General features: G+C 66.5%; 26 protein-coding genes. 2 read left to right on the top strand and 24 right to left on the bottom strand.

The window, feature by feature from the left end:
- Positions 1-141 precede the first annotated feature (141 nt).
- Positions 142-2,745, top strand: a complete 2,604-nt coding sequence (locus tag TQ29_RS04970) for a cation-transporting P-type ATPase (RefSeq protein WP_054538256.1) — start codon at positions 142-144, stop codon at positions 2,743-2,745.
- Positions 2,746-2,748: 3 nt separating this feature from the next.
- Here the strand turns inward: TQ29_RS04970 and TQ29_RS04965 are convergent, their stop codons facing one another.
- From TQ29_RS04965 to TQ29_RS04925, 9 genes are all read right to left on the bottom strand, one after another.
- Positions 2,749-3,084: a cupin domain-containing protein gene (locus TQ29_RS04965; protein ID WP_054538255.1), complete on the bottom strand. Its 336-nt coding sequence runs from the start codon at positions 3,082-3,084 to the stop codon at positions 2,749-2,751.
- Entirely contained in the window at positions 3,084-3,743 is a 660-nt protein-coding gene (locus TQ29_RS04960) for a cysteine hydrolase family protein (protein WP_054538254.1), read from the bottom strand. Before TQ29_RS04960 ends, TQ29_RS04965 begins: the two co-directional genes overlap by 1 nt.
- On the bottom strand, positions 3,743-5,275 hold the full coding sequence (locus TQ29_RS04955) for an ABC transporter ATP-binding protein (RefSeq protein ID WP_054538253.1): 1,533 nt from the start codon (positions 5,273-5,275) through the stop codon (positions 3,743-3,745). The genes TQ29_RS04960 and TQ29_RS04955 overlap by 1 nt, the downstream gene beginning before the upstream one ends.
- Positions 5,272-5,949 (bottom strand): cysteine hydrolase family protein, encoded by a 678-nt coding sequence (locus TQ29_RS04950; RefSeq protein ID WP_054538252.1) that lies wholly within the window; start codon positions 5,947-5,949, stop codon positions 5,272-5,274. Before TQ29_RS04950 ends, TQ29_RS04955 begins: the two co-directional genes overlap by 4 nt.
- Positions 5,946-6,962: a formamidase gene (locus tag TQ29_RS04945; RefSeq protein ID WP_054538251.1), complete on the bottom strand. Its 1,017-nt coding sequence runs from the start codon at positions 6,960-6,962 to the stop codon at positions 5,946-5,948. The genes TQ29_RS04950 and TQ29_RS04945 overlap by 4 nt, the downstream gene beginning before the upstream one ends.
- Before the next feature lie 9 nt (positions 6,963-6,971).
- Complete coding sequence (locus TQ29_RS04940; protein ID WP_037209126.1) at positions 6,972-7,901, bottom strand: ABC transporter permease; 930 nt, start codon at positions 7,899-7,901, stop codon at positions 6,972-6,974.
- Complete coding sequence (locus TQ29_RS04935) at positions 7,898-9,004, bottom strand: ABC transporter permease (RefSeq protein WP_054538250.1); 1,107 nt, start codon at positions 9,002-9,004, stop codon at positions 7,898-7,900. Before TQ29_RS04935 ends, TQ29_RS04940 begins: the two co-directional genes overlap by 4 nt.
- Before the next feature lie 8 nt (positions 9,005-9,012).
- Positions 9,013-10,143: a BMP family ABC transporter substrate-binding protein gene (locus tag TQ29_RS04930; protein WP_054538249.1), complete on the bottom strand. Its 1,131-nt coding sequence runs from the start codon at positions 10,141-10,143 to the stop codon at positions 9,013-9,015.
- A gap of 183 nt (positions 10,144-10,326) precedes the next feature.
- Positions 10,327-11,226, bottom strand: coding sequence for a LysR family transcriptional regulator (locus tag TQ29_RS04925; protein WP_054538248.1), 900 nt, complete (start codon positions 11,224-11,226; stop codon positions 10,327-10,329).
- 112 nt (positions 11,227-11,338) lie between these two features.
- Here TQ29_RS04925 and atzF point away from each other — a divergent pair, with 112 nt between their 5' ends.
- Positions 11,339-13,129 carry an allophanate hydrolase gene (gene atzF, locus TQ29_RS04920; protein ID WP_054538247.1) on the top strand — a complete coding sequence of 597 codons (1,791 nt, stop codon included), beginning with the start codon at positions 11,339-11,341 and terminating at the stop codon, positions 13,127-13,129.
- 12 nt (positions 13,130-13,141) lie between these two features.
- Here the strand turns inward: atzF and rpoN are convergent, their stop codons facing one another.
- The 15 genes from rpoN to nifU form a co-directional block, all read right to left on the bottom strand.
- Positions 13,142-14,476, bottom strand: a complete 1,335-nt coding sequence (rpoN, locus tag TQ29_RS04915; RefSeq protein WP_054538246.1) for an RNA polymerase factor sigma-54 — start codon at positions 14,474-14,476, stop codon at positions 13,142-13,144.
- A 116-nt stretch (positions 14,477-14,592) separates the two neighbouring features.
- Complete coding sequence (gene bfr / locus TQ29_RS04910) at positions 14,593-15,081, bottom strand: bacterioferritin (protein ID WP_054538245.1); 489 nt, start codon at positions 15,079-15,081, stop codon at positions 14,593-14,595.
- 26 nt (positions 15,082-15,107) lie between these two features.
- Positions 15,108-15,326: a (2Fe-2S)-binding protein gene (locus tag TQ29_RS04905; protein ID WP_037211019.1), complete on the bottom strand. Its 219-nt coding sequence runs from the start codon at positions 15,324-15,326 to the stop codon at positions 15,108-15,110.
- Positions 15,327-15,365: 39 nt separating this feature from the next.
- On the bottom strand, positions 15,366-16,070 hold the full coding sequence (locus TQ29_RS04900) for an ATP-binding cassette domain-containing protein (RefSeq protein ID WP_160173131.1): 705 nt from the start codon (positions 16,068-16,070) through the stop codon (positions 15,366-15,368).
- Positions 16,067-16,768 carry a molybdate ABC transporter permease subunit gene (gene modB / locus TQ29_RS04895; protein ID WP_207642694.1) on the bottom strand — a complete coding sequence of 234 codons (702 nt, stop codon included), beginning with the start codon at positions 16,766-16,768 and terminating at the stop codon, positions 16,067-16,069. The genes TQ29_RS04900 and modB overlap by 4 nt, the downstream gene beginning before the upstream one ends.
- The gene (gene modA / locus TQ29_RS04890) at positions 16,765-17,508 is read right to left on the bottom strand and encodes a molybdate ABC transporter substrate-binding protein (RefSeq protein ID WP_054538244.1); all 744 of its coding nucleotides are present in this window, start codon (positions 17,506-17,508) and stop codon (positions 16,765-16,767) included. The genes modB and modA overlap by 4 nt, the downstream gene beginning before the upstream one ends.
- A 5-nt stretch (positions 17,509-17,513) precedes the next feature.
- Entirely contained in the window at positions 17,514-17,786 is a 273-nt protein-coding gene (locus TQ29_RS04885) for a ferredoxin family protein (RefSeq protein WP_235974397.1), read from the bottom strand.
- A 17-nt stretch (positions 17,787-17,803) separates the two neighbouring features.
- Positions 17,804-19,111, bottom strand: a complete 1,308-nt coding sequence (locus tag TQ29_RS04880; RefSeq protein WP_054538243.1) for an FAD-dependent oxidoreductase — start codon at positions 19,109-19,111, stop codon at positions 17,804-17,806.
- Between the two features lie 11 nt (positions 19,112-19,122).
- Complete coding sequence (locus tag TQ29_RS04875; RefSeq protein WP_037211011.1) at positions 19,123-20,217, bottom strand: electron transfer flavoprotein subunit alpha/FixB family protein; 1,095 nt, start codon at positions 20,215-20,217, stop codon at positions 19,123-19,125.
- A gap of 11 nt (positions 20,218-20,228) precedes the next feature.
- A complete protein-coding gene (locus TQ29_RS04870) occupies positions 20,229-21,104 on the bottom strand; it encodes an electron transfer flavoprotein subunit beta/FixA family protein (RefSeq protein WP_207642693.1) in 876 nt (291 codons plus the stop codon).
- A 26-nt stretch (positions 21,105-21,130) separates the two neighbouring features.
- Positions 21,131-21,475 (bottom strand): nitrogenase stabilizing/protective protein NifW, encoded by a 345-nt coding sequence (gene nifW, locus TQ29_RS04865; protein ID WP_037211009.1) that lies wholly within the window; start codon positions 21,473-21,475, stop codon positions 21,131-21,133.
- A gap of 19 nt (positions 21,476-21,494) precedes the next feature.
- Positions 21,495-22,214 (bottom strand): serine O-acetyltransferase, encoded by a 720-nt coding sequence (gene cysE, locus TQ29_RS04860; RefSeq protein WP_037211006.1) that lies wholly within the window; start codon positions 22,212-22,214, stop codon positions 21,495-21,497.
- Positions 22,211-23,407 (bottom strand): homocitrate synthase, encoded by a 1,197-nt coding sequence (gene nifV, locus TQ29_RS04855; RefSeq protein WP_157445514.1) that lies wholly within the window; start codon positions 23,405-23,407, stop codon positions 22,211-22,213. Before nifV ends, cysE begins: the two co-directional genes overlap by 4 nt.
- A gap of 10 nt (positions 23,408-23,417) precedes the next feature.
- Positions 23,418-24,620 carry a cysteine desulfurase NifS gene (nifS, locus tag TQ29_RS04850; RefSeq protein WP_054538242.1) on the bottom strand — a complete coding sequence of 401 codons (1,203 nt, stop codon included), beginning with the start codon at positions 24,618-24,620 and terminating at the stop codon, positions 23,418-23,420.
- A 14-nt stretch (positions 24,621-24,634) separates the two neighbouring features.
- Entirely contained in the window at positions 24,635-25,654 is a 1,020-nt protein-coding gene (gene nifU / locus TQ29_RS04845; RefSeq protein ID WP_054538241.1) for a Fe-S cluster assembly protein NifU, read from the bottom strand.
- Positions 25,655-25,664 lie beyond the last annotated feature (10 nt).

Genomic DNA, 25,664 nt, shown 5'->3' with positions numbered 1-25,664 from the left:
CTGCTTGGAAACCCGTCAGCCTGCCGTGCCGGTGCGGCATGGTGCGCCCGGGTTTCGCACAATCTGCAATCCATTTGACACGCGTCAACGTTAAATGCACCGCATGACCTAATGTTTCCCCATTGAACCGTGGGCCCCTACATGACGCAAACCGCTTCCCTTTCCGAGCAAACAACCGGCCTGACCGGCGCCGAGGTTGCCGCGCAGCGGGCGATTCACGGCTGGAACGAGCTTCCGCGGCCCAAGCGCGTCTCGCCGCTTGTGCTGTTCCTGCGCCAGTTCACCGGCGTTTTCATCCTGATCCTGTTCATCGCCGCCGGCATTGCCCTTGCCCTGGGCGATGCCATCGACACGATCGCGATCCTGCTCGTTGTACTGCTGAACGGCATCCTCGGATTCGTGCAGGAATGGCGCGCCGAAAATGCCATCGAGGCGCTGCGCAACATGCTCTCGCCCAATGCACGCGCCCTGCGCGACGGGCGCGAGCAGCATATCCAGGCGCGCGAACTGGTGCCCGGCGATCTGGTCATCCTGGATGCCGGCGACCGTGTGCCGGCCGACCTGCGCCTGACCTCGGATGTGCAGCTTCTCGTGGACGAAAGCGTGCTGACGGGCGAATCCCTGCCAGTGGACAAGACCGCCTCTGACGAAGATCCGCGCCTGTTCATGGGCACATCCGTCGTTGCCGGGCGCGCCGAGGGCATCGTGCAGGCGATCGGTGCCAAGACCGAATTCGGCCAGATCGCCCGGATGACCGGATCGGTGCGCGAACGGCCGACCCCGCTGCAGATCCAGCTTGGCAAACTGTCACGGCAGCTTGGCCTCGGCGCGGTCGGCATCGCGCTGGTGATCGTTGTCATCGGGGTTCTGACAGGGCGCGAGCCGGTCGAGATGTTCATGACCGGCCTGTCGCTGGCCGTGGCGCTCGTGCCCGAAGGGTTGCCCGCCGTCGTCACCATCACCCTGGCCCTGGGCGCCTCGGCGATGGCGCGGCAAAAGGCGCTGGCGCGGCGGCTGAAGGCGATCGAAACGCTGGGCGCGGCCTCTGTCATCTGCACCGACAAGACCGGCACCCTGACCGAAAACAAGATGACGGCGGCAACGATCTGGATGCCCGGCAAGACCTATTCCGTCACCGGCACCGGCTATGACCCCGCCGGGCATATCGCGCGTGACGGGCTGCGCGTGCGCGCCGAGGACGATACCGCGCTGGCCGCCCTGCTGGAAACCGCGATCACCTGCAACCACGCCCGGCTGTTCCATTCCCCCGACGGCTGGACGATGATCGGCGAGCCGACCGAGGCGGCGCTGGTCACCCTCGCCTACAAGGGCTGGGCCCCGATCCCCGACCCGCAGGATACCGTGCTCGAAATCCCGTTCAGCAGCGCACGCAAGCGCATGAGCCTGATCGCCCGCAGCGGCGATGAAACCGTCATGCACGTCAAGGGTGCCCCCGAGGAAATTCTCGGCGCCTGTTCGGCGGTGATTTCGGAAGCCGGCCCCGTGCCGCTCGATACTTCCACCCGCCGGGCCGCCGAAGAGGCGTTTGAAAGGCTCGCCGCCGAAGGGCTGCGCGTCATCGCCATCGCCCGCAAACCCGCCGCCGCCGCCGAGGACACACCCGATGAAGACGGGCTGGTGCTGCTTGGCCTTGTCGGGCTGATCGACCCGCCGCGCCCCGAGGTCCGGGCCGCCATCCGTGGCGCGCGTCAGGCCGGGGTTCGGGTGATCATGATCACCGGCGACAGCCCGGTCACCGCCCGCGCCATCGCCGGCCAGCTGGGCCTCGACGTCGGCCAGTGCGTGACCGGCCCGGAGCTGGAACACAAGACCGACGCCGAGCTGACCGCGATCCTCGCCGACGGCGTGCTCTTTGCCCGCACCACGCCCGAGCACAAGTTCCGCATCGTGCAGGCGCTTCAGGCGCAGCAGCAGGTGGTGGCGATGACCGGCGACGGCGTCAATGACGCGCCGGCCCTGAAACAGGCCGATATCGGCGTATCCATGGGCATACGCGGCACCGATGTGGCCAAGGACGCCTCTGACATCGTGCTCCTGGATGACAATTTCGCCACCATCGTGCGCGCCATTGCCGAAGGCCGGCGCCAGTTCGACAATGTCAGGAAATTCGTCGGCTATCTTCTGTCGTCGAATGCGGGCGAGGTGGTGGCGATCACGGCCAACCTGTTTCTTGGCGGGCCGCTGATCTTTCTGGCGACCCAGATCCTGTGGATGAACCTGATCACCGACGGCGTGACCGCGATCGCGCTGGGGCTCGAGAAAAGCGAGCCGGGCCAGATGCAGCGCCCGCCCCGGCGCATGGGCATGCCGATCGTCGGGCGGGGCGGGCTGATGGTGATCGCGGCTTTCGGCCTTTACACCGGCAGCGCCAGCCTGTTCGTGTTCTACACCTTCCTGCCCCAGGGCGAGGCGGTGGCCCGTACCGCCGCCTTCACCGCCATGGTGGTGTTCGAAAAGATGAGCGTCTTCGCCTTCCGCTCGCTCGATCAGCCCTGCCTGCGCATCGGCTGGTTCAGCAACCCCTATCTGCTGCTGGCCCTGGTCGCCATGCTGGGGGCGCAGGTCGCCGCGGTGTTCTGGCCGCCGCTTCAGATCCTGCTGCAGACCGCCCCGCTGGGCGCCGCGCATCTGGGCTGGATCGTGGCGCTGGCGCTGCCGCTGGTCGCGGTGCCCGAATTCGTGAAATACCTCGGCCTGTTCCAGCCCGCGCCGGCGAGGAGGTGATCGTCAGACGAAGGCCACCGGTTTTTCCCACTGGATCAGAACAAGGCACCCCTCGTCAGACCAGACCGAATGCTCGGAACCCGGCTGGTTGACCACAAGCTGCCCCGCGCCATAGCGCCCGGCCTCGTCCGACTGGGCGCCCTCCAGCACCAGGATCGTCTCCAGCCCCACATGCCGGTGGCGCGGAACGCCGGCGCCCGGCGCATAGCGCAGCAGTGCCAGCGCCGGGCTGCCTTCGCGTATCCAGAAAATCTCGACCCCCTCGCGGAACGGCGCGAAGGCGCAGGCGCGCAGCGCCTCGGGCGGCAAAAGCGGCAGGGTGATCTGCGGATCAGCCATCACAGCGCCTCCAGCACATGCGCGGTGGGCGCGGCCCATCCGACAATGCCGCCCTGGGCGATGATCATCCGGATCGCGGCCTGCTTGAATTCGGGGAAATAACTTTCGGTGGCATCGGTTGCCAGCAGGCCGTCGAACCCCCGGTCATTCGCCTCGCGCATCGTGGTCTGCACGCAAACTTCCGTGGTGACCCCGGCAAAGACAAGCTGGCGCAGGTTTCGGTCCGCCAGAACCTGCGCGAATTCCGTGCCATAAAAGGCCCCCTTGCCCGGCTTGTCGATCACCGGCTCGCCCGGCGCCGGCGCCAGTTCGGGCACGATGTCGGCCCCCGGCTCTCCGGCGATCAGGATGCGGCCCATCGGCCCCTCATCGCCGATGCGCAGCGCCGGCGCGCCGCGGTCGCGCTTGGCCGGCGGCAGGTCCGACAGATCGGGCCGGTGGCATTCGCGGGTGTGAATGACCGGCAGGCCCGCCGCGCGGAACCCGCCGATCAGCGCCTGCACCGTGGGAATGATCGCCTGCAACAGCGCCACGTCATTGCCAAGCGAGGCGCCAAAGCCCCCCGGCTCGACGAAATCGCGCTGCATGTCGATCACCACAAGGCCAAGCGTTGCGGGATCGAAGGAAAAATCGAACGGCTCTGCCCGGATCACCCCCATCAGCCATGCCCCGCCATATAACGCCCGATCTCGGCCACGTCCGCCGTCGCGCCGGGGGTTTCATAGGCGATCCGCCCCTCCGACATCACCACGATCCTGTCCGACAGCTCCAGTATCTCGTCCAGATCCTCGCTTATCAAAAGCACCGCCGCCCCCTTGTTGCGCGCCGCGATGATCCGCGCGCGGATGGCCGAAACGGCGGCGAAATCCAGCCCGAAACAGGGGTTCGACACGATCAGCAGATCGACATCCCCCGACAGTTCGCGCGCCAGAACCGCACGCTGCACATTGCCCCCCGACAGCGCCGCGATCGGGCTTTGCGGCGAGGCGGTCTTGATCTTGAACCCGGCAATCATCGCCTGCGCGTTCTCGGCGATCTGCCGCCCGCTTTTCCAGAATCGCGGCTTAGGCCCCGCGCCCACGTCGAACAGCCGGAACGCCAGGTTTTCGGCCACGCTCATCTTCGGCGCGCAGGCATTGCGCAGCGGCTCTTCGGGCAGGTAGCGTACCTTGTGCGCCTTCGCCTCGGCCCGCGTCGCGGTGAACGCATTGCCCTTGACCATCACTGCCCCGCCTTCCAGCGCCCGCTGGCCTGTCAGGATCTCCATCAGTTCCATCTGCCCGTTGCCCGAAACCCCTGCAATGCCCAGCACCTCGCCCGCGCGCACGTCCAGCGCGTCGATCTCGATCGGTTTCAGGCCGGAACGGTCGGTGGCGCGCACCCCGTCCAGCTTCAGCACGACAGCGCCCGCGCCGCCTGTCCGATCGATGCTGCGCAGATCCGGGTCGGCGCCCATCATCATCCGCGCCATGTCATCATGGCTCAGCTCCGCCACGGCGCCGCCGCCCGCGTGGCTGCCCCGGCGCAGCACCGTCAGATCATCGGCAAAGCGCGTCACCTCGCGGAACTTGTGGGTGATCATCAGCACCGTGATCTCGCCCGCGCGGGTCAGCGCGCGAACATGGCCCAGCACATCTTCCGCCTCGGCCGGGGTCAGCACCGAGGTCGGCTCGTCGAGGATCAGGAACCGCCGCCCCAGATAAAGCTGCTTGAGGATTTCCAGCTTCTGCTTTTCGCCGGCCGCCAGCCGGTTCACCGGCTGATCCAGCGGCACATGAAACGGCATCCGCGCCATGAAAGCGGCCAGATCGGCGCGCTCCTTGCCCCAGTTGATCACGCGCGGCGCGTCGGCGCGGCTGATCACAAGGTTCTCGGCCGCGGTCAGCGAAGGAACCAGCGTGAAATGCTGATAGACCATGCCCAGCCCCAGCGCATGCGCCGCCTTCGGATCGGTCATCAGCGCCTCGTGCCCGTCCACCAGCACACCGCCCGAGGTGGCATGGTAGAACCCCATGATGCACTTCACCAGCGTCGACTTGCCGGCGCCGTTCTCGCCCAGCAGCGCGTGGAACGTGCCGGGGCGGATGTTGACGGTGACATTGTCCAGCGCCGTGAAATCGCCGAACCGCATGGTCATCCCCACGGCCTCGACCCCGATGGCCCCGGTCGGAAGGGCGCGCTCGTGGCTCATGGCAGCGCCGCGATCAGCCTGGCGCTGTCCGATACCGCGCCGAACACGCCGCCCTGCATCTTCACCATCTTGATGGCCGCGTCATGGTTGCCCCTGTCGGTGGCGCCGCAGCAATCCTCGACCAGCAGGCATTCGAACCCCCTGTCATTGGCCTCGCGCATGGTGGTGTGAACGCAGACATCGGTGGTGATGCCGGTCAGGACGATGTTGTCGATGCCCTTGGTACGCAGCAACAACTCGAGATCGGTGGCGCAGAAGCTGCCCTTGCCGGGCTTGTCGATGATCGGTTCGCCCGCGATCGGGTAGAGATCGGGGATGATGTCCCAGCCCGGCTCGCCCCGGATCAGGATCTTGCCGCAGGGGCCGGCATCGCCGATACCCGCGCCGATCTGCTGGCTGCGCCAGCGCTTGTTCGGCGGCAGGTCGGCCAGATCGGGCCGGTGCCCTTCGCGGGTGTGGATGATCAGATAGCCCTTGTCGCGCATCGCGCCCAGCAGCGCCTTGATCGGGCCGATCGGCGCCTGCGTCAGCGACAGGTCATAGCCCATCGCATCGACATAGCCGCCCTTGCCGCAGAAATCGGTCTGCATGTCGATGATGATCAGCGCGGTATTGTCGGGGCGCAGATCGCCGTTATAGGGCCAGTTATAGGGGTCGGCGTCGATATGGCTCATTCCGCTGCCTCCGGGGTGGTTTCGCCGTAGATCCGCGTCGGCGCGTCAAAGCCGCAGCCGGTGCCGTCGGTCACCCGGACGTCATCCTCCCACGGCAGGCGATACCGCCCGGCGGCCAGATCGGTCATATAGCTGTAGGGGCAATCCTGCGCGCCGCCCTTGACGGCGACATAGCCGCGATGGCCGAACTGGTAGATGTTGTTCTCCACCCCCCAGCCCAGCCGTGCCTCGCGCACCAGATCGGGGCGCAGCTCGGCGGTGATGATCTCGTCGGCGCGGCCGGTGGTGCCATGGGCGATGATGCTGCCGTCGAAATTCACGAACATCCCTTCGCCCATGCTGTCGAAGGTGCCGTCACTGCCGCACATGCAGACATTTGCGGTGATCATCAGGTTGCAGAACGCGTTGGACTGGTTGGTGAAGCGCCAGCTTTGCCGGATCGGCGCGGTATAGCCGGCGGTGCGGATCATGATCTCGGCGCCCTTGTAGGCGGCCTCGCGCGCCATTTCGGGGAACATCCCGTCGTGACAGATGATCAGCGCCAGCTTGCTGCCGTTCGGGCCGTCGCAAACCGGGATGCCGCCATCGCCCGGCTCCCACGGCTCGACCGGCACCCAGGGGTGCATCTTGCGATAGTAAAGCCGCAGCTCGCCCGTGTCGTCGATGATCAGGCCGGTGTTATAGGGCATCCCGCCGGGGTTATGCTCCATGATCGAAAAGCAGCCCCAGATCGCGTTGTCGATACAGGCCTGTTTCAGCGCGGCCACCTCGGGCCCGTCCATCCGGCACATGATCGCGGGGTTGATGTCCATCGACAGCCCGTGCAACGCGTATTCGGGAAACACCACCAGATCCATGGTGCCGAGATTGCGCCGCGCCTTGCCGACCAGCGCCACCACCCGCGCCACCTGCGCGGCCAGATCGGCCGGCGTCTCGACCACCGGCAGCTGAAGCTGCACCAGCCCCATCACCACCCCGTTTTCCGATTTGTTCAGCCCGCCCAGCCCGTTCATGGCGCTCTCCTATTTCGTGATGCTCAACTCGCCCGGCGCGCCCTCCAGCGCCCGGTTGGGCGAGGATGTGGCGATCAGCAGCCCGAGGGTCAGCACGTAGGGCGCGGCATAGAACAGGTAATAGCCCTGGCTGACTCCCACCGACTGCAACGCGGGCCCCAGCGCCCCGGCCCCGCCGAACAGCAGCGCCGCCCAGAAGCAATAGACCGGGTTCCAGCGCGCGAAGATCACCAGCGCCACCGCCATCAGGCCCTGGCCCGATGAAACCCCCTCGTTCCAGCTTCCCGGATAATAAAGTGAAAGATAGGCCCCCCCGACCCCGGCCAGCGCCCCGCCCGCCGCCGTGGCCAGCAGACGCACCAGATCGGGGTTCAGCCCCATGGCGCGGGCGGCATCGGTGCTGTCGCCCACCACCCGGATGGTCAGGCCCACGCGGGTGGATTTGAACACCCACCACAACGCTACGGAGAACGCCGCCCCGATCAGGAACAGCACGTTGATCTGCAACGCCGCCTGCACCTGCGTGACATCCGACCACCAGCCCAGCGGGATCGCCGGAAGATCGGGCGCCACGGGCTGAATGTAGGGTTTGCCGAAAAAGAACGCGAGGCCGGAGCCCAGCAGCATCATCGCGATGCCGATGGCGATGTCATTCACGCCGCGGAACTTGCAGATCCAGCCGTGAAACAACCCGAACACCGTGCCCGCCAGCGCCGCCGCCAGCACGCCGGCCCAGGCCGAGCCGGTCTGGAAGGCGATGGCATAGCCCGCCATCGCGCCGAATACCAAGGTGCCCTCCAGCCCCAGGTTGATCCGCCCGGAACGCTCGGTCAGGCATTCGCCCAGCGACACGAACAGAAACGGCGTGGACACCCGGATCGCGCCGCCCAGAATGGCCAGCGGCACGCCCCAAAGCCCGATATCCGCGGATGTGCTCATGGTTTCGCCCAATAGGCTGCGGTAAAGATGCGGAAGCGGCCATAGAAGGTCTCGCTCAGCAGGATGGCGACAAACACGATCCCCTCCAGCACCACAACGGTCGCGTCGGGCAGGTCCATCCGCCGCTGTATCAACCCGCTGGAGGCTTCGAACCCGCCCAGCAGGATCGCCACGGGGATGATCGCCAGCGGGTTGTGACGCGCCAGAAAGGCGATCAGGATGCCGGTATAGCCATAGCCCGACACCAAAGAGCCGTTGGCCGAGCCATGCACCGCCGCCACCTCGAAAAACCCGGCGAGCCCGGCAAAGGCCCCGCCCAGAGCGGTGAACCCGATGATCAGCTTGCCCACCGGCAGGCCCTGCACCTGCGCCGCGCGCACATTGTCACCGGCGATGCGGGCCGCGAAGCCCAGCGTGGTGCGCTCGATCAGCACCCAGCTTGCGATACAGGCCAGTACCCCGGCGGCAAAGCCCCAGTGCACGTCGATCCCGATCGGCATCTCACCCACCCGCAGCGCCGGGGGCAGCGGCGTGGTAGAGGGTTTGTTCAGGCTGGTCGGATCACGGAACATGCCCTCGACCCAATGGTTCATCAGCGCGATGGCGATATAGGCCATCAGCAGCGAGGCGATGGTTTCGTTCACGCCACGCCTGAACCGCAGCGCGCCGACCGCGCCGATCCATGCGCCGCCCACCAGCATCGCCGCCACCACCATCAGCGCGAAACCGATGACCGACGGCGCACCGGCCAGCCACACGCCGACAACCGCCGCCGCCAGACCGCCCAGCGCGATCGCGCCCTCGCCGCCGATCACCACCAGCCCCAGCCGCGCGGGCAGCGCCACGCACAGTGCCGCCAGCAACAGCGGCGCCACCCGCGACAGCGTGTTCTGCCACGAAAACGAAGAGCTGAACCCCGCCTTGTAGACCAGCGCATAGAAGTCCGCCGGTGACTTTCCGACCGCCACGAGAAACAGGCTGAACACAATCAGGCCGGTCAGAAGCGCCACCAGCGGAATGACGACAGCCTCGGCCCTCGGCATCAGCACCTGAAGCGCGGATGTTCTAGAGGGCACGGTCGGGGTTGTCGCCAGTTCGCTCATCGGACCGCTCAGCTCGTCGAGCCGATCACCCCGTCAACGAGGTAATCCATGCTTTCCAGCGCCACATCGGTTTCCACGAAGGACTGGCCCGCCGTGGCGATGACATTGCCCTTGTTGTCGCTCATCGGGCCATTGATCACCGCATAGCCGCCCGCCATGATCTTGGCCTTGGTCTCTTCGAACTGGGCGCGGGCGGCATCCGATACGGCGGGGCCAAGCGGGCTCATCTTGATGAAGCCTTCGGCCAGACCGCCGCGTACGAAATTGCCGATTTCGCCGCCGTCCAGTACGGTTTGCACCATTCCGGTATAAACACCGGCCCAGTTCCATTCCGCGCCCGTCAGATACATGTCGGGGGCCAGCGGGCTCTGGTTGGCGTGATAGCCGCAGATATAGGCGCCGCGCCCGGCGGCGGTTTCCATCACCACCTTGGGCCCGTCCACATGGCAGGTGATCACGTCACAGCCCTGATCGGCCAGCGCGTTCGTCGCCTCGGCCTCTTTGACCGCCAGCGACCATTCTCCGGTGAAGATCACCTGGCAGGTGATGGTCGGGTCAACCTGGCGCGCGCCCAGAAGGAAAGAGTTGATGTTCAGCAGAACCTGCGGAATGGGCTTGGCCGCGACAAAGCCGATCTTCTTGGTCTTGGTGGCGTGGCCTGCGGTGATACCGTTCAGGAACTGGCCCATGCCGATATAGCCGAAGTAGGAGCCGACGTTCATCGGATGCTTGTCGGCCGACCACATGCCGCCCGCGTGCTCGAACCGGACATCGGGGTATTTCACCGCCATCTCAAGGATATGCGGGTCAAAGTAACCAAAGGACGTGGGGAACAGAAGCGATGCGCCGTCGAAGTTGATCATCGATTGCATGGTGTTCTGCACGTCCACCGTTTCGGGCACGTTCTCTTCTTCCACCACGGTCACGCCCGACATGGCCTTGACCGCCGCGGCCCCTTCGGCATGCGCCTGGTTATAGCCGAAGTCATCCTTCGGGCCGACATAGATGAACCCGACCGTCAGATCGCCCGCCGCATGGGCGCGGCTCGCCGGCAAGGCGGCGCCAAGGGCGGCGGCGCCGGCGGCGGTTGCGGTCGTGGTCAGAAAACGGCGCCTCGAGAGGCTGAGTGTGTTGGACATGTAAAGCTCCTTCGCGGGCCGCGCGGGTCGGGCGTCTGCTTGCGCGCTCCGGTGCCCCCGGGGATCGCGGCCAGTTTCCATTCGACAGAATCGACGATAGAGCGGCGAAGTGGTGTTTACTAATGCTAATTTTATCCAATACCGGTGCATTTTGAGAACCGGCAGCCGTGCCAGAGCCGGCCGTCAGAACGCATGGTCCTGCAACGCCTGCGCCAGTTGCTGCACGAACCGGGCCGAAGCCACCGGCAGCGTCCGCCCCCGCATCTGCCCCAGCAACAGGTTGCCCGGCGGCACATCCCGCGTGGAAAGCTCCCGCGCCACCAGATCGCCCGCCGCACCCAGGTTCAGCCCGATCGGAAACTGAAAGCTGATGGCGTTTTCATGCATCACGTAGTGGCGCATGAAATCGAAGGACTCCGCCTCGACGATCGGCGATACCGCGCGCGAGCTTTTGTGCGTCGCCGCGTCCAGCAACACCCGCACTCCGTATTGCGGGCTGGGCAGCACATGCGGATGATCCAGACAATCGCGCAGCCGCACCACCGGGTCTTTCGCCAGCGGATGGTCGGGCCGCATCAGCACGTAGATCGGTTGCGACAGCGCCAGGATCACCTCGAAATCCACCAGATGGCTGGGTTCGAACACCAGCGCGATGTCGCTGCTGAAAGTGCTGAGATCCCGCTCCGCCGCCACGCGATCGCGCACATTGGCGCTGAAGGTGACGCCGGGATGTTCGCTGCGATAGGCGGCGATCTGGGTCGGCAGGAAATAGGGCATCAGCGCCTGCGAACAGGCGATGGAGACATGGCCGCGCCGCTCTCCCGAAAGATCGGCCACCTGCGATTGCAGCCGCAGCAGATCGGACTTCTGCGCCCGGATATGCTGAATCAACAGCTCGCCCGCCGGGTTCAGCCGCACCCCGCGCGGCAGGCGTTCGAAGATCTCGGCGCCGAACTCCTCTTCGAACCGGTTGATCCGCCGGTTCAGCGCCGAGGCGGTGATGTTCATATCCTCGGCCGCCTTGCGGATCGAGCCCGCGCGCATCACCGCCTCGATATAACGAAAGGTCTGCAAATGGCGCATCGGCACGCTCTCCGGTTCATTTTTTGCATCGGTTTTGTGAATTAATAGCAATTGCATTGTCAACGGCAACCGCAGACCTTCGGGCCAGAGCGTTCTGTTGAAGGAAGATCCGTTGAAATCCCTGCCATTCACCCTGCCCGCGCTGAAAGCCGCATATGCCGCCGGAACACGCCCCGAGGATGTCGTGGCCGAGGTTTACGCCCGGATACGCGCGGTCGATGATCCCGGCATCTTCATCCACCTGGCGGAAGAGGAGGAGGTCCGCGCCGCCGCCCGCGGGCTGGGCGCGTATGACCCCGCGTTGCCGCTCTGGGGCGTTCCTTTCGCGGTCAAGGACAATATCGACGCGGCCGGAATGCCGACAACGGCGGCCTGCCCCGCCTTCGCCTATGAGGCCGGGGAAGACGCGTTCATCCTGGCGCAACTGCGCGCGGCGGGCGCGATCCTGATCGGCAAGACCAACCTCGATCAGTTCGCGACCGGGCTTGTCGGCGTCCGTTCGCCCTATACACCGCCGAAAAACGCGGTTGACCCGGCCATGGCGCCCGGCGGTTCGTCTTCGGGCTCGGCGGTGGTGGTGGGCCACGGCATCGTCGCCTTCGCGCTTGGCACCGACACAGCGGGATCGGGCCGCGTGCCGGCGGCGCTGAACAACATCGTCGGGCTGAAGCCGACGCTGGGCGCGTTTTCGGCCTCGGGCGTGGTGCCTGCCTGCCGCAGCATCGAAACCGTTTCGGTCTTCGCCCTGACGGTCGAGGATGCCTATGAGGTGTTCCGCGTGGCCGCGGTGTACGACCCGGCCGATGCCTATGCCCGCCCTGTCGCCGCGCCCCCGCCGGGGCCGACGCCGCCGCATGCGGTTATCGGCATCCCCACGCCCGGCAGCATCCGTTTCTTCGGCGACCAGGTGCAGCAGGCATCGTTCAACGATGCGGTGGAGATTCTGCGCGGCGCCGGCGCCACGGTGAAAGAGGTGGATTTCGCCCCGCTCTACGCGGTGGCCGAGATGCTGTATGACGGCGCCTGGGTGGCCGAACGCTATACCGTGATCGAGGATCTGCTGAAAACCGATCCCGAGGCGATCCTGCCGGTCACGCGGCAGATCATCACCCACGCCGAGAGCCTGACCGCCGCCGATGCGTTTCGCGGCATGTACCGGCTGAAAGAGCTGATCCGGCAGGCCGAACCGCTGCTGGCGGGGATCGACGCGCTCTGCGTGCCGACGATGCCCACCTTCGTCAGCGTCGCCGATCTGCAAGCGGACCCGATCACGCCCAATTCGCGCTCGGGCACCTATACCAATTTCGTCAACCTGATGGATATGTGCGGGCTGGCGGTTCCTACCCCGCCCCGCAGCGATGGCAGGCCGGGCGGCGTGACCCTGCTGGCCCGCGCCGGGCAGGATGGCTATCTTGCCGCGCTCGCGGCCCCGCTGGAGGCTGCGGGCACGCGCACGCTGGGCGCCACCGACTGGCCGGTGCCCGCGCGCGCCGAAGCTGTGCCCGCCGCCGCGCCGGATGAAATCGCGCTGGCGGTATGCGGGGCGCATATGTCGGGCCTGCCGCTGAACAAGGAGCTGACCGGGCGCGGCGCACGGTTTCTGAAAACCACACGCTCCAGCCCCGATTACCGCTTCTACGCGCTGGCCGGCGGCCCGCCGGCGCGGCCCGGCATGGTGCGCTGCGCCGATGGCGAAGGAGCGGCCATCGCGATGGAGGTCTGGGCCCTGCCCCTTTCGGAATTCGGCGGGTTCATGGCGGGCATTCCCGCCCCGCTGGGCATCGGCACCGTGCGGCTGGAGGATGGCAGCACCGTCAAGGGCTTTGTGTGCGAGGCGATCGGCACCGAAGGCGCCCAAGACATCACCGGAATCGCCGACTGGCGCGCCTTTCTCGGCCGTTAGGCCGGCACGCGATCACGAGGCGCGCACCAGCCCCGCTTCGGCCTTGCGCCTGCGGTCGTAAGACGACGGAATGCCCAGCGCCTCGCGGTATTTGGTGACCGTGCGGCGCGCCAGCTTGGTGCCGGCCGACTGGGCGCGCTTGGCGATGGCGGTATCGCTGAGCGGGCGGGCCGGATCTTCCGCCGCCACGATGGTGCGCACCAGCGAAAGAACCGCGTCCTGCGACAGGTCCTGTTGCCCTGCCCCGGAGGGAAAGGCCCGGCAGAAAAAGGTTTTCAGCGGAAAGGCACCGCGCGGCGTGTCGATCATCCGGCCCGAGGTGGCGCGGCTGATCGTACTGGCGTGAAGGCCCAGATCGCCCGCGATATCCTCCAGCGACAGGGGGTTCAGATGCCCCGGCCCGTGTTCGAGAAACCCCGTCTGGCGGCGCACGATGGCGGTGGCGGTTTGCAAGAGCGTGGCCTGCCGCCGCTCCAGCGTATGCACCAGCCAGCGCGCAGAAGACATCGCCTGCGCGGAAAAGGCGCGCGCCTCGCTGTTGCCAGCGGCGGCCGACAGCGCATCGGCCGACACCGCGACCGAGGGCAGGTGCGACCGGTTCAGCTCCACCTCCCAGCCCAGCGGGCCTTTGCGCGCGGTCAGATCGGGCGGAAACACCGGCGGCCGGTCCGCGGTGAAGGCCTGGCCCGGCTTGGGGTCGAAGCCGCGGATCACGGCCAGAATCTCGCCGATATCCTCGGGCTCGCAATCGCAAATCCCGGCCAGCGTCGTCAGCTCGCCGGCGGCCAGCAGCGGCAGGTTGTCGAGAACGGCGGCCAGTTCCCATGTCAGCACGTCACGCTCGCGCGCCTGAAGGCGCAGGCACTCGGCCAGAGAGCGCGCGAAAAGCCCCGCAGGCTCGCATTCCTGCAATGCGGACAGAACCGTTTCCGCGAAGGCTACCGTACAGGCGCTGGCCGCGGCGACCTCTTCGACCGATGCGCCAAGCCAGCCGCTTGGTTCCAGCATATCCAGAAACCCATAGGCGACGCGGCGCTCGGCGGTGCTGGCAAAGCGCAGGTCGATCTGCCGGCCCACATGCGCATAAAGGCTCTCGGGCGCGGCGGCCAGCGCGGCGACCGGATCCCACTCTTCCGATGCGGCCTGGGTCGGGCCCTGGGCCAGCGGGCGCGCGGCGGGGGCCACGCCTTCGGGCAGGCGCACGTCAAGGCAGGGGTTTTCCAGCGCCTCGGCGGCCAGATAGGCCGACAGGTCCTGATTGCTCATCTGCAGAATCCGGATGGAATTCTGCATGCGCCGGGTCATCGCCAGGCTGGTTTTCTGACTGAGTGACTGTATCAGTTCCATGAGGCCAGCCTATCACACCCGCCCGCGCCGCGCAGGTCAAGACGCGCGGTTTGCCGCATCCGCCCCGAAGAATTCCGCCCTTTCGCCGCAGAAATCGCCCGCTGCATCACACCTGCTCAATCCTCGCCCGCATCTGCGGCAACCGCGTTCAGCTGCCCGTATTTCTGTTCGCCGAGATCGCCGAGCAATGAAAGCTGGGTCTCGAGAAAATCGATATGCCCTTCTTCATCCGCCAGCAGCCCCTCGAACAGCGCCATCGACACATAATCGCCCTGATCCCGGCAAATGCCACGCGCCTCTTTATAGAGCGCGCGGGCGGAATATTCGGCCTCCAGATCGCATTCGAGCGTTTCCTTCACCGTCTGCCCGATCCGCAGCGGATCCAGCACCTGAAGGTTCGGGAAACCCTCGAGGAAAATGATCCGCTCGATCAGCTTGTCCGCATGTTCCATCTCTTCGATGGATTCCGCGCGCGATTTGGCGGCCAGCCTGGCATAGCCCCAATCCTGCTGCAGGCGGAAATGCAGCCAGTACTGGCTGACCGCCGTCAACTCGTGCCGCAGCGATTTGTTGAGATAGTCGATAACCTTTTCATCACCCTTCATGCGGGATCTCCTTCAGGACGTCTGTTTCATGGGCGTGGCGGGGGTGTGTCGGGGCGGTGGCGCCGAACCTCTTCGGCGATTTTCTCGTTCACCAACGTGGCGCAGCGGGCGCATTGCATCCGCAGGCCGAGGCGGTGAAAGGCGCGGCCCGGCGTCACGATCATCTGCGGGTCTTCCGCCAGAAGCGCGCGAACGGTGGCCGAAAGCTGATCGCGCGTCATGACGGTGCAGGAACAGATGATCATGCAGGCCCCCCGCGCCCGGCTGTGGTGGTGGTGCGCCCCTCAGACGGCCCATCGCGGCCGCCCCCCTGCGGGCTGCAGCCCGCGCGGGCCGAAGCGGGGCGCCGGGCTGGCGGAAATATCGGCGATGCGGCCACGGTCCAGCGTGATGACCGTTTGCGCCAGGCGGCGGATCTCTTCCGGGGCGTGCGAGATATAGATCATCGGCGTGCCGGTCCGGTCATGTACACGCTCCAGCAGGCACAGCACCTCTTCGCGCCGGGCCGGGTCGAGCGCCGAAAGCGGCTCGTCCAGAAGCAGCAGGCGCGGTTCGGCCATCAGCGCCCGGCCGATCGCCACCCGCTGGCGTTCGCCGCCGGAAAGAGAGGCTGGCCGGCGCTCCATCAGCGGCGCAAGCTCCAGCACCTCTGTCAGTTCGGCAAGCAGATCGGGCGCGCCGGCGCGGGCACCATAGGTCAGGTTGCGCCGCACCGACATATGCGGAAACAGCAGCCCGTCCTGAAACACGATGCCGATGCCGCGCCGGGCGGGCCGCAGGTTCACCCGGCGCCGCGTATCCAGCAGCGTGGTGCCGCGCACGGCGATCCGCCCCTCATCGGGCACCGCATGCCCGGCAAGGCAGGAAAACAGCGTGCTCTTGCCCGAACCGGAGGGGCCCATCAGCCCCAGGATGCCCGAAAACGGCAGCGAGAAGGCCACATCCAGTGTGAACGCACCCTGCGATTTTTCCAGCTTCAGTTCGATCATCTCGCCGCCTCCCATGTCATGCGCCGCGACACCAGTTCCGACCCGATCAGCGCCATCCCGGCCAGCGCCAGCGACAACGCGCAAAGCCGTGCCGCCGCCGCATCGCCGCCCGGGCTTTGCGTGACTGAAAACAGCGCCAGCGGCAGGGTTTGCGTCTTGCCCGGAATGTTGGCGGCCAGGGTGATGGTCGCGCCGAATTCACCCACCGCGCGGGCAAAGCCCAGGGTCAGCCCCGTCAGGATACCCGGCGACATCAGCGGCAGGGTCACGGTCAGAAACACCCGCAGCTCGCCCGCGCCCAGGCTGCGCGCCGCCGCTTCGAACCGGTGATCCATGCTTTCGGCCGATTGCCGGATCGCCCGCACCAGCAGCGGAAAAGAGACGACGGCGCAGGCGATGACCACGGCCTGGGTCGAAAACGCCAGCCGCACCCCGAAAAGCGCGTGCAGCGGCGCCCCGATCACCCCTTCGCGGCCCAGCAGGACAAGCAGAAGATAACCGATCACCACCGGGGGCAGCACCAGCGGCAGGTGCACCACCGCGTTCAGCAGCCAGTGGCCGGGAAAGCGCCGGCGGGCCAGAAGCCAGCCCAGCCCGATCGCCAGAGGCAGCGACCACAGCACCGCCAGTGTCGCCGAGCGCAGGCTGAGCGTCAGCGCCTGCCATTCCATCACCGAAAGGCCCAGCGGCGGGGTCATGGCGCGCCCTCCGCCGGGCGGAAGCCGAAGCCGGCAAAGACGGTGCGCGCCGCATCCGCTCTCAGAAAGGCAAGCAGCGCCGCCGCCTGCTCTGGCTCGGTGGCGCCGGCCACGGGCGCGACAAGATAAAGGATAGCCGGGTGGCTTTCGGGCGGAATGTCATAGACCACCTCCACCCCCTCCACGCCCAGGGCATCGCTGGCATAGACCAGCCCCAGCGCCGCCTCGCCCCGCGCCACCGCCGCGACCGTGGCGATGGTGTTGCGCGTCGGCACATAAGAGGGCGCGACCGCCTCCCACAGGCCCAGGCTGGTCAGCGCCGCGTGCCCGTAGCGGCCCACCGGGGCGGTGGTGAAATCGGCCATGACGAACTGTTCATCCTCCAGCCGCGCGGCCATCGCCACCGCCGTCGGCATCAGCGCCCCGGCCCCGCTCGGCGCGATCAGCACCAGCGTGTTGGACAAGAGCGGCTCGACCGTATCGGCGGCGACCAGCCCCAGATCCACCAGATGCGCCATCCATTTGGGGTTGGCGCTGAGGAACAGATCGGCCGGCGCGCCCTGTTCGATCTGCCGGGCAATCGCGCCCGAGGCGCCGTAGGACACCGTGACATCCATTCCGCTTTCGGCAATCGCCGCGTCCAGCGCCCGCGCGGTAGAGGCCGCCGCGAAGATCAGCGGCCCGGCCCGCGCGGGCGGCGCCAGAAACATGCTCAGACAAAGGGCGGCAAGGATGCGCATGGGGCCTATCCGAACTTGTACAGAACGCCATAGCCGCCGCGCGGGTAGGACCATTCGATCTCGCCGGTGGCCTGACAGACGATGCGGCAGGTGCCGCATTCCATGCACCCGTCCGAGGCGATTTCCACCCGCCCGTCCTCGTCGGCGGTATAGCAGCCCGCCGGGCAGATGCTGATCAGCGAGCGCAGCTGCGGGCTGTCGACCGCGGCCCGGTTGATCTGAATATGCGGCCGTCCTTCATCAACCAGATAGCGGTTCTGAAAAAGCCGTTCTTCCATTCTCTGCACGATTTGAGTCATCTCCACGCCCTCATGAGTTTGAACATATCCGTTGCCACGCCCAGCCAGCTTCCGCGCGCGCGTTTCACGCTGCGCATCATGGCGCTTTCCTTCGATCGCTTGTCGGTGCCATCCACCCGCAGGAACATCTGCAGCGCCTGGCTCATCGCCTTGGGATAGGCGGTGAAAAGCTGCTTGTTACGTTCCAGAAGCGCGGGAATGCGGCGGTATTTCTTCAGATCCTTCATCACGAAACTGTCGGCCAGCTTGTCGCGATAGAGCTTCAGGTTGGCCTCGGTGATCGGCTTGCGCTCTGCCTTGAGCTGCACGATGCTTTCGCCAGCCAGCCGCCCGGTGGTCATCGCGAGGTTCGAGCCCTCGCGATGAACGGCGTTCACAAACTGCCCGGCATCGCCGATGATCACCCAGCCGTCGCCGGTCAGACGCGGGATCGCGTTATAGCCGCCCTCGGGGATCAGATGGGCGACATATTCCTTCATCTCCGATCCTTTCAGCAGCGGCGCCACCGACGGATGCGACTTGAAATTGTCGAGCAGTTCATAGGGCGGGATGCAGGTTTCCGCGAAGTCGGAAATCAGGCAGCCGACGCCGATCGAAATCGACTCCTTGTTGGTATAGAGAAACCCGGTGCCCACCATCCCCGAAGAGACGGAGCCCACCACCTCGATCACCACGCCGTCATCCTCGCCCGCCAGGTTGAACCTGTCGCGCACGGTCTGCTCGGGCAGGAAATGGGTCTCTTTCACCGCCAGCGCCACATGCTGCGGCTTGAGCTCGGGGCGCAGCCCGGCGTTCTGCCCGACCAGCGCGTTCACGCCCTCGCCCAGAACCACCACATCGGCATAGATCGGCCCGCCTTCGCGGTCGGTCTCTACCCCGATCACCCGGCCCGCATCATCCTTGACAAGGTTGGTGACAGTGGTTTCGGTGATCAGCAGCGCGCCGGCGGCGCGCACCTGCCGCGAGAACCATTTGTCGAACTGGGCCCGCAGGATCGTGTAGCGGTTCGGCTTGTCCTCGTTGAAATCGTCGCTGCGGTAATGCGCGCCGGTGTGGGATTTCTCGTCCAGCAACCACATGCGCTGTTCGACCACATGCCGTTCCAGTGGCGCATGTTCGCGAAAATCGGGGATGATCCGTTCCAGCGCATCGGCATAGAGGATGGCGCCCTGCACATTCTTCGATCCGGGGTATTCGCCGCGGTCGATCTGCAGAACGTTGAGCCCTGCCTTGGCCATCGTATAGGCCGCAGCATTGCCCGAAGGCCCCGCCCCGACGACGATTGCATCGAAATGTTCTGACATCTGAGCCTCCTTCAACTGGCCATGGCGCGGCGGCCAAGACGCCGCTCGAACGCATCCGCAAGCGCGGGCAGAACGGTCAGCGCATCGGCGACGACACCCATATGGGCGAATTCAAAAATCTTGGCGGCGGGATCGGTGTTGATGGCGACGATCAGATCCGCGCCCTCGACCCCGACACGGTGCTGGATCGCGCCCGAGATGCCGGCAGCGATATATAGCCGTGGCCGGATCGTGTTGCCGGTCTGGCCGATCTGGCGGTCGGCGGGCAACCAGCCTTTCTGCACCACCGGGCGCGAACAGCCGTATTCGCCGCCCAGAACATCGGCCAGCCGCGTGACCAGCCGGAAATTCTCGGGCACGCGCAGGCCCATGCCGCCGGCCACCACGATATCGGCATAGGCCAGGTTGGCGTCGTCGGTGGTGGCATCGGCCACGTATTCCAGAACCTTGGTGACGATATCGGCCTCGTCCATCTTCAGCGAATGCCAGACCATGCGGCCCGACCGGCTGCGGTCCGGCTCTGGCATGGCCATGACGCGCGGGCGCACCGTGGCCATCTGAGGGCGGAAATTGAGCGTGTGAATGGTGCACAGCAGCGTGCCGCCGAACGTCGGGCGGGTGGCGGCGAGGCTTTTCTCGTCATCCACGTCAAGCTCGGTGGAATCCGCCGTCAGCCCGGTTTTCAGCGTGGTTGCCACCGAACCGGCCAGATCGCGGCCAAGCGTGGTTGCGCCCAGCAGCATGATTTCGGGCTGGTGCGTGTTGACCAGATCGGTCAGCGCCCTGGTGTAGGGTTCGTTGCGATAGTCGGCCAGCGCCGGATCTTCGCAGATATAACAAACGTCGGCGCCATAGTGATAGGTTTCCTTGATCGCCTGCCGGGTTTCGTCGGATTTCGGGCCGAGCACCACACCCGCCAGATCAACGCCCAGCTTGTCGGCCAGCTTGCGGCCCTCGCCCATCAACTCCCACGATACGGGGTGAACCTTGCCGCGCTCCAGCTCCACGAACACCCAGACATGCTTGTAGGATCTGAACTTCTCGGGCAGCTCTTTCTTCATCCCCGCGCGGCCGGCGGGTTTCTTGTTCGGCGGTTGGGCAGCCATGGCGCGCTCCTTCAGTTCAGGGCGGCGGAGAGATCCGCCTCCAGTTTCGGTTGGGCGGCGAAGATCAGGTCGATGATGGCATCGCCGATCTGCGCGGGTTGCTTGCCTTCGACGGTGACCATCTCGGCCTGTTCGTCACGGGCGCTGGGGGCGAAAACGCGTTTCACGACAGTGGGCGAGCCGCGCAGGCCGCACATCATCACGTCTTCGACACCCGCCTCTTCGGCGGACCACACGGTCAGCTCGGCCCGGGCCGCGCGCAACATGTCGGCGACAGAGCCGCGGCGGATCTCGTTCGAACCTTCCAGCATGGTGATCAGACAGGGCAGCTTCGATTTCAGCACCTGCACCCCGCCCTCGGCCCGGCGACGCACCACGATTTCGCCCTTGCCCTGATCCAGCGTGTCGATGGCGGAGACATAGGTCAGCTGGTTCAGTTCCAGCCGGCTGGCGATGCCCGGGCCGACCTGGGCGGTATCGCCGTCAATGGTCTGCTTGCCGGTGAACACGATATCGACGGGGTGATCCGCGCCCAGCCGCGTCAGCGCCGTGGCCAGCGCGAAAGACGTCGCCAGCGTGTCGGACCCGGCAAAGCGGCGGTCGGTGATCAGCACCGCCTTGTCGGCACCCAGCCCCAGCGCGCGGCGCAGCGCGTCTTCGGCCATGGGCGGACCCATGCACAGAACGGTGACCTGCCCGCCATATTGATCACGCAGGCGCATCGCCTCTTCCAGCGCGAACAGGTCATAGGGGTTGATGATCGTGGGCACCCCCTGGCGCATGATCGTGTTGGTCACCGGGTGCACACGGATCTGCGCGGAATCCGGCACCTGCTTGATACATACGACGATGTTCAGACCATCGGTCGGGGTTTCGGGGGCGTCCATCGGTCAGGCTCCTTGTTTGCGGCGGATCACTCGGCGACCAGCGCGATGCTGTCGATGCTGACGTATTTGGCGGCCTGCTCGGCGGCCTTGTCGGCAAAGACCTTGAAGACCTTCTCCTGCAACGGCGAAGACTCGACGAAATCCAGATAGGCGCGCTTGAGGTGCTTGCGGGCCTCGAGGAACACCACCTCGTCCTCCATCCCGCTGAAATCGGTCTTCGCCAGATACTGGCCCATCCGCTTCATGATATGCAGCCGGGCCACATGCAGCACTTCCTGGTCGAAGGGCAGCAGCAGATAGACGAAGAAATCTTCGGCCGAGGACAGCGTGCTGAAATGGTCGAGTACGGTGTTGCCTTCAAACTTGGTCATGTTTTGCTCTCCTGTCGGGTCAGTGGGGTTGGCATTCGTTTCGGGTGTCGGCGCTGTCGCGGACGACCGTGTGCACCGTCGTGGCGCGGTGTTCGGCCAGCCGCGCCTCGAGAAAGGCGATGCGGTCGGCCAGGCGGGCCAGGGTGCGGCCCACCGGATCGGGGATCAGGTGGTGGTTCAGATCGACGCGCAGCGGATCGGTGGATTTGGGGCGCTCGGTCTGCACGATGCGAGCGGGCACGCCGATCACGGTTGCCTCTTGCGGCACATCCGAAACCACCACGGAATTCGCGCCGACACGCGCGCCTGCGCCGATTTCGACCGGGCCCAGAACCTTGGCCCCCGCCCCGACCAGAACGCCGTCGCCCAGCGTCGGGTGGCGCTTGCCCTCGGACCAGGACACACCGCCCAGCGTGACGCCGTGGTACAGCGTGACATCGGCGCCCACCTCGGCGGTTTCGCCGATGACAACGCCCGCGCCGTGATCGATGAAGAAACCGGGGCCGATCTTCGCGCCGGGGTGAATGTCGATGCCGGTCAGCATCCGCGCGAGATATGACAGGATCCGCGCGCCCATGCGCCAGTCGCGCCGCCACAGCCGATGCGCTACCCGGTAGGCCACGATGGCGTGCAGGCCGGGATAGCACAGCGCCGTTTCCACCGGCCCCCGCGCCGCCGGATCGCGGGCGCGGATCGATGCGAAATCGCTGGCGACAAGCTGTGCAAGGCTCTGTGTCATTGCGCCCCCCTTCCGCTGCGGCGTCCGCCGCGCTGCGCCTGGGCCACAAGCCCGGCAAGATCGGCGGAATTCGCCGCGCGTTTCATCTGCACCGACCAGCTGCGCAACAGCGGGATCAGGGCGCGGGCGGTGTGCTCGTCACTGGGCAGGTTGGCCTCGGCCAGGGCGTTGCGCAGGCCGGCGATGCCCGAATGCTTGCCGATCGCCACCTGATGCGCGCGTCCGAACCGCGCCGGGGCCAGGCCATCGCTTTCATAGGTGCCGCGATCCTTCAGCAGCGCGTCGACGTGAATGCCGGCCTCATGGGTGAACACACCCTCGCCGACGATCGGCTTGGACACCGGCAGCGGCCGCCCCGAGGCGCGCGCCACCAGCGCCGAAAGCGCATGCAGCCGCCGCAGCGCGATGCCGGTGTTCACCCCAGCCGCCTCCAGCGCGGCGGCGACCTCTTCCAGCGCGGCATTGCCGGCACGCTCGCCCAGTCCGTTGACCGTCACCGAAAGATGGCTGGCCCCGGCGGCGGCGGCGGACAGGGTATTGGCCGTGGCCATGCCGAAATCGTTATGGGCGTGAAATTCGATCGGCAACGCGATGCGCGGCACCAGATAGGAGACCAGCGCGTGGGTCGAAAACGGATCCAGCAGGCCCAGCGTATCGGCCAGCCGGAAACGCATCGCGCCCGCAGCCTGGGCCAACTGCGCAATCTCGGCCACGAAGGCGGGATCGGCGCGGCTGGCATCCTCGGCGCCCACCGACACCTCGAACCCGCGGCTGACGGCGGTATGCACCAGCTCCACGGTGTTGCGCCGGGCCCAGTGGCGATCGACCCGCAGCTTGCCCATCAACTGCCGCTCCGACACGGGCACGGCGAAATGCAGCCGCCGCACCCCGGATTTATGCGCATAATCCAGATCCACCATGCGCAGCCGGCACCAGACCACCGGCACCGCGCGCCGCAATTCGCAGGCGATGGTGCGGATATCGGCGATCTCGCCATAGCCCATCGCCGCCACGCCCACCTCGATTTCCGTCAGCCCGGCCCCGTCCAGCGCCCGCGCGATGGCGCGCTTTTCGTCCAGCGAAAAGGCCACACCGGCGGTCTGCTCGCCATCCCTCAGCGTCGTGTCGCAGAAGGTAACGGGCCCTTTGGGCGTCATGCGGGGAAGCGGGTTGAACGGCATGTCAGCGGTCATGGCGGGCTCCTCAGGCGTAGGCCGGATCGAAGGTTTGCGGCGCGGCACCATCGCGCGACCAGAACGGCGACATCTCGCGCAGCTGGTCGATGATCGCGGGCACGGCGTCGAGCACACGGTCGACATCCGCATCCGTGGTTTCGCGGCTGAGCGAAAAGCGGATGGCGCCATGCGCGGCGGTGAAGGGAATCTCCATCGCGCGCAGCACATGGCTGGGCTCGAGCGAGCCCGAGGTGCAGGCCGACCCCGACGAGGCCGCGATGCCCTGCTTGTTCAGCAGCAGCAGGATCGCCTCGCCCTCGATATATTCAAACGCGATGGTCGAGGTGTTGGGCAGCCGGTCATACGGATCGCCGGTGACGAAGCAATGGCCCACCGCCTGCACCAGCCCTTTTTCCAGCCGGTCGCGCAGCGCGGTGATGCGGGCCATGTCGTCGGTCATGGTGGCCATGGTCATTTCGGCGGCCTTGCCCAGCCCGACAATGGCCGGCGCGTTCTCGGTGCCCGCCCGGCGGCCGCGTTCCTGATGGCCGCCGCGCAGCAGCGGGCGGAAACGGGTGCCGCGCCGCACATAGAGCGCGCCCAGCCCCTTGGGCCCGTGGAACTTGTGCGACGACAGCGACAGCATGTCGATCGCGGTGCTTTTCAGATCAATCGGCACCTTGCCGACCGCCTGCACCGCATCGGTGTGAAACAGCGCGCCCGCCTCATGGGCGAGGTCGGCCAGCCCGTCGACCGGAAAGATCGTGCCGGTCTCGTTATTGGCCCACATCAGGCTGACCAGCGCCGTTTTCGGCCCCAGCGCCGCGCGATAGGCGTCGATGTCCAGCCGCCCCTGCTTGTCTACGGGGATGCGGTGTACGGTCACGCCCTCGTGCTTTTCCAGCCAGTCGCACAGCGACAGGATGGCCGGATGCTCGACCGTGGAGGTGACGATCTCATTGCGCTCCGGGTTCGCCGCAAGGGCCGAGCGCAGGGCGGTGTTGTTCGATTCCGTTCCGCCGGAGGTAAAGATGATCTCGTGGTCGAACTCTGCCCCGATCAGCGCCTGAAGCGATCTGCGCGCCTGGCGCAGCGCGCCGCCCACGTCGGACCCGAAAGCGTGGATCGACGAGGCGTTGCCGAACTGTTCGGTGAAATAGGGTACCATGGCCTCGACCACCTCGGGGAAGACCCGTGTCGTGGCGTTGTTGTCCAGATATACCGGTGTCATTGCTCAGCTCTCCCTCAGGTCTTCGCCACAGGCATCACGCGGACCGAACGGCCCAGGGTTTCGGCGATCCGCTTTTGCAGCCCGCCCAGCGTCTGGTTGGCAAGCTGGCAGCCCGAACAGGCGCCCGTCAGGCTGACCAGAACCAGCCCGCCCTCGAAATCCACCAGTTCCACATCGCCGCCATCGGCCTTGAAGACGGGGCGCAGCTCTTCGATCACCCTGGCGATGGCGATCGCCTCCTGCGCGGGGGTGCGGCCGGCGGGCGCGGGCGCCTCGGCAACCGGCGCGGGCGCGGCCAGCGGCGTGATCGCGATCGGCGCGGGGGCCTGGGGCGCGGGCGCGGCGGCGACCGGCGGCATGTCGGGGATGACAAAGCCCTGCGCCTTTTTCTTTTTCGGCTTCGGCGCGGGGGCGGCGCCGAACACGAACGCCTCTTCGGGCTTCAGCATACCCTCGGCCACCATCGCGGCATTCACGTCGGCCAGAAGCTCTTCGAGCGGTTCGCGGCAGGAATTGCAGCCGCCGCCGGCCTTGGTGTAATGGGTCACCATCTCGATCGAGGTCAGCTTGTTGGTGCGCACCGCGCGTTCGATCATGCCTTCGTCCACGGCGAAGCATTTGCAGATCAGCGCGCCCTCTTCGTGATCGTCATCCTCCAGATCCTCGCCGCGCCAGGCGGCCACGGCGGCCGTCAGCGCCTCCTGACCCATCACCGAGCAATGCATCTTTTCCGGTGGCAGCCCGTCGAGGAATTCGGCGATGTCCTGATTGGTCAGCCGGCGCGCCTCGTCGATGGTCTTGCCGATGACAAGCTCGGTCAACGCCGAGGACGACGCGATGGCGGAGCCGCAACCGAAGGTCTGGAACTTCGCCTCTTCGATAACCTCGGTTTCCGGGTTCACCTTCAGCATCAGCTTGAGCGCGTCGCCGCAGGACAGCGAACCGACCTCGCCCACCGCATTGGCATCCGCCAGCGCCCCGGCGTTGCGCGGATTGAAGAAATGGTCTTTGACCTTCTCGGTATATTCCCACATGGCCCGCGCT

This window comes from Actibacterium sp. EMB200-NS6 (assembly GCF_001305615.1).
GTDB classification, from domain to species: Bacteria; Pseudomonadota; Alphaproteobacteria; order Rhodobacterales; family Rhodobacteraceae; genus Actibacterium_A; species Actibacterium_A naphthalenivorans.
The sequence above is the reverse complement of the archived record's forward strand: the minus strand, read 5'-3'. Positions and strand labels throughout refer to the sequence as shown.

Bases quoted from the DNA above. Each gene is read 5' to 3' on its own strand.
- rpoN (WP_054538246.1), bottom strand. From the start codon at position 14,476: ATGGAACTGATACAGTCACTCAGTCAGAAAACCAGCCTGGCGATGACC.
- TQ29_RS04940 (WP_037209126.1), bottom strand. From the start codon at position 7,901: ATGAGCACATCCGCGGATATCGGGCTTTGGGGCGTGCCGCTGGCCATT.
- TQ29_RS04950 (WP_054538252.1), bottom strand. From the start codon at position 5,949: ATGAGCCATATCGACGCCGACCCCTATAACTGGCCCTATAACGGCGAT.
- TQ29_RS04945 (WP_054538251.1), bottom strand. From the start codon at position 6,962: ATGAACGGGCTGGGCGGGCTGAACAAATCGGAAAACGGGGTGGTGATG.
- nifV (WP_157445514.1), bottom strand. From the start codon at position 23,407: ATGACCGCTGACATGCCGTTCAACCCGCTTCCCCGCATGACGCCCAAA.
- TQ29_RS04955 (WP_054538253.1), bottom strand. From the start codon at position 5,275: ATGAGCCACGAGCGCGCCCTTCCGACCGGGGCCATCGGGGTCGAGGCC.
- TQ29_RS04935 (WP_054538250.1), bottom strand. From the start codon at position 9,004: ATGAGCGAACTGGCGACAACCCCGACCGTGCCCTCTAGAACATCCGCG.
- TQ29_RS04885 (WP_235974397.1), bottom strand. From the start codon at position 17,786: ATGGAAGAACGGCTTTTTCAGAACCGCTATCTGGTTGATGAAGGACGG.
- TQ29_RS04965 (WP_054538255.1), bottom strand. From the start codon at position 3,084: ATGGCTGATCCGCAGATCACCCTGCCGCTTTTGCCGCCCGAGGCGCTG.
- TQ29_RS04970 (WP_054538256.1), top strand. From the start codon at position 142: ATGACGCAAACCGCTTCCCTTTCCGAGCAAACAACCGGCCTGACCGGC.
- nifU (WP_054538241.1), bottom strand. From the start codon at position 25,654: ATGTGGGAATATACCGAGAAGGTCAAAGACCATTTCTTCAATCCGCGC.
- cysE (WP_037211006.1), bottom strand. From the start codon at position 22,214: ATGACACAGAGCCTTGCACAGCTTGTCGCCAGCGATTTCGCATCGATC.
- TQ29_RS04960 (WP_054538254.1), bottom strand. From the start codon at position 3,743: ATGGGGGTGATCCGGGCAGAGCCGTTCGATTTTTCCTTCGATCCCGCA.
- modB (WP_207642694.1), bottom strand. From the start codon at position 16,768: ATGACCCCGCCGCTGGGCCTTTCGGTGATGGAATGGCAGGCGCTGACG.
- TQ29_RS04880 (WP_054538243.1), bottom strand. From the start codon at position 19,111: ATGTCAGAACATTTCGATGCAATCGTCGTCGGGGCGGGGCCTTCGGGC.
- TQ29_RS04905 (WP_037211019.1), bottom strand. From the start codon at position 15,326: ATGATCATCTGTTCCTGCACCGTCATGACGCGCGATCAGCTTTCGGCC.
- TQ29_RS04870 (WP_207642693.1), bottom strand. From the start codon at position 21,104: ATGGACGCCCCCGAAACCCCGACCGATGGTCTGAACATCGTCGTATGT.
- bfr (WP_054538245.1), bottom strand. From the start codon at position 15,081: ATGAAGGGTGATGAAAAGGTTATCGACTATCTCAACAAATCGCTGCGG.
- TQ29_RS04875 (WP_037211011.1), bottom strand. From the start codon at position 20,217: ATGGCTGCCCAACCGCCGAACAAGAAACCCGCCGGCCGCGCGGGGATG.
- modA (WP_054538244.1), bottom strand. From the start codon at position 17,508: ATGCGCATCCTTGCCGCCCTTTGTCTGAGCATGTTTCTGGCGCCGCCC.
- TQ29_RS04925 (WP_054538248.1), bottom strand. From the start codon at position 11,226: ATGCGCCATTTGCAGACCTTTCGTTATATCGAGGCGGTGATGCGCGCG.
- TQ29_RS04930 (WP_054538249.1), bottom strand. From the start codon at position 10,143: ATGTCCAACACACTCAGCCTCTCGAGGCGCCGTTTTCTGACCACGACC.
- TQ29_RS04900 (WP_160173131.1), bottom strand. From the start codon at position 16,070: ATGATCGAACTGAAGCTGGAAAAATCGCAGGGTGCGTTCACACTGGAT.
- nifW (WP_037211009.1), bottom strand. From the start codon at position 21,475: ATGACCAAGTTTGAAGGCAACACCGTACTCGACCATTTCAGCACGCTG.
- nifS (WP_054538242.1), bottom strand. From the start codon at position 24,620: ATGACACCGGTATATCTGGACAACAACGCCACGACACGGGTCTTCCCC.